The organism is Aestuarium sp., from assembly GCF_023253315.1.
GTDB lineage: Bacteria > Pseudomonadota > Alphaproteobacteria > Rhodobacterales > Rhodobacteraceae > Marivivens > Marivivens donghaensis.
The window spans coordinates 1-1217 of sequence record NZ_JALRGW010000083.1; the positions used below are offsets into that span (position 1 = coordinate 1).

Below are 1217 nucleotides of genomic sequence, written 5' to 3' on the forward strand. Positions count from 1 at the left end.
TGAGCAGCCTCATTTGACCGGTCCAAGTTTATAGTTAGTGCATATATGGCCTCTGATCCATTTGTATGATGGCTTCAGGAGCCGGTGGGCGATAGCCCAATGCACTGTGTGGTCTCTTTGTGTTGTAGTGCCGTCTCCATTTTTCAATGATGATTTGTGCTTCTCGTAGCGTGTAGAAGACTTCGCCATTCAATAGCTCATCACGGAACCTGCCGTTAAAGCTTTCGCAATATCCATTCTCCCACGGGCTTCCAGGTTCGATATAAGCTGTTTTTGCGCCGACAGCCGTAATCCAATCTCTGACCGCTAGAGCAACGAACTCAGGCCCATTGTCAGAGCGAATGTATGCAGGTGGTCCACGCAAGATGAACAGATCTGTTAAGGCATCGATCACATTCGTGGAGTTCAGTTTCCGCTCAACTTTGATGGTCAAGCATTCCCGACTGTACTCATCGATAATGTTTAAGGTTCGAAACGGTCTCCCGTCATCCGTTCTGCAGTGCACAAAATCATAGCTCCAAACATGATTGCGGTACTGGGGGCGAAGACGGACGCACGAACCGTCATTCAGCCAGAGCCGTCCCTTCTTGGGTTGCTTAGGTGGAACTTTGAGCCCCTCTCGTCGCCACAGCCTCTCAATGCGACCATCACTGACTGACCAACCCACCTCTCTCAGAAGGTAGGCCACTCTGCGATAGCCATAACGGCCATACTGTCGGGCAAACTCAATCATATCCGCAACAAGTCTCTCTTCATCCGCACGCCCTCTTGGGGGATTACGTTGTGTGGACCGATGTTGTTCAAGCACACGACAGGCTCTGCGCTCTGAAACATCCAATTGGCTGCGAACATGATTAATGCATACCCTGCGACGAGCGGGGCTTAGAAGTTTCCCCGTGCAGCTTCTTTTAAGATCAGCTTGTCGAGCGTCAGATCAGAAACAGCTCTTCTCAGCTGTTCATTCTCTTTTTGTAGGCGTTTGAACTCTTTCAATTGATCAACGCCCATACCACCATACTGTCTGCGCCAGCGATAATAGGTCTGCTCAACAACACCAATTTGTCTGATCGCATCAAGACGGGACAATCCTTGCCCAATCAACACCTCAACTTGACGCAACTTTGTAACGATCTCTTCGGGCTTTGGTCGTTTGTTTGCCATTCATGGTCCTCCGTTTCCTAAACATAGCGGTGGACCGGTTCAGTGGGGGAGGCTCA

At 50.0% G+C, this 1217-nt stretch carries 1 protein-coding gene; it reads right to left on the minus strand.

The genetic code is table 11. The features are described 5' to 3' along the window. Positions 1-34 precede the first annotated feature (34 nt). Positions 35-1161 (minus strand): IS3 family transposase gene (locus AC1QQ2_RS14260; protein ID WP_105234586.1). Its coding sequence is split into 2 segments (ribosomal slippage): positions 35-897 and positions 897-1161, totalling 1128 coding nucleotides; the frame shifts between segments, so codons are not numbered across the junction. Positions 1162-1217: the final 56 nt, after the last annotated feature.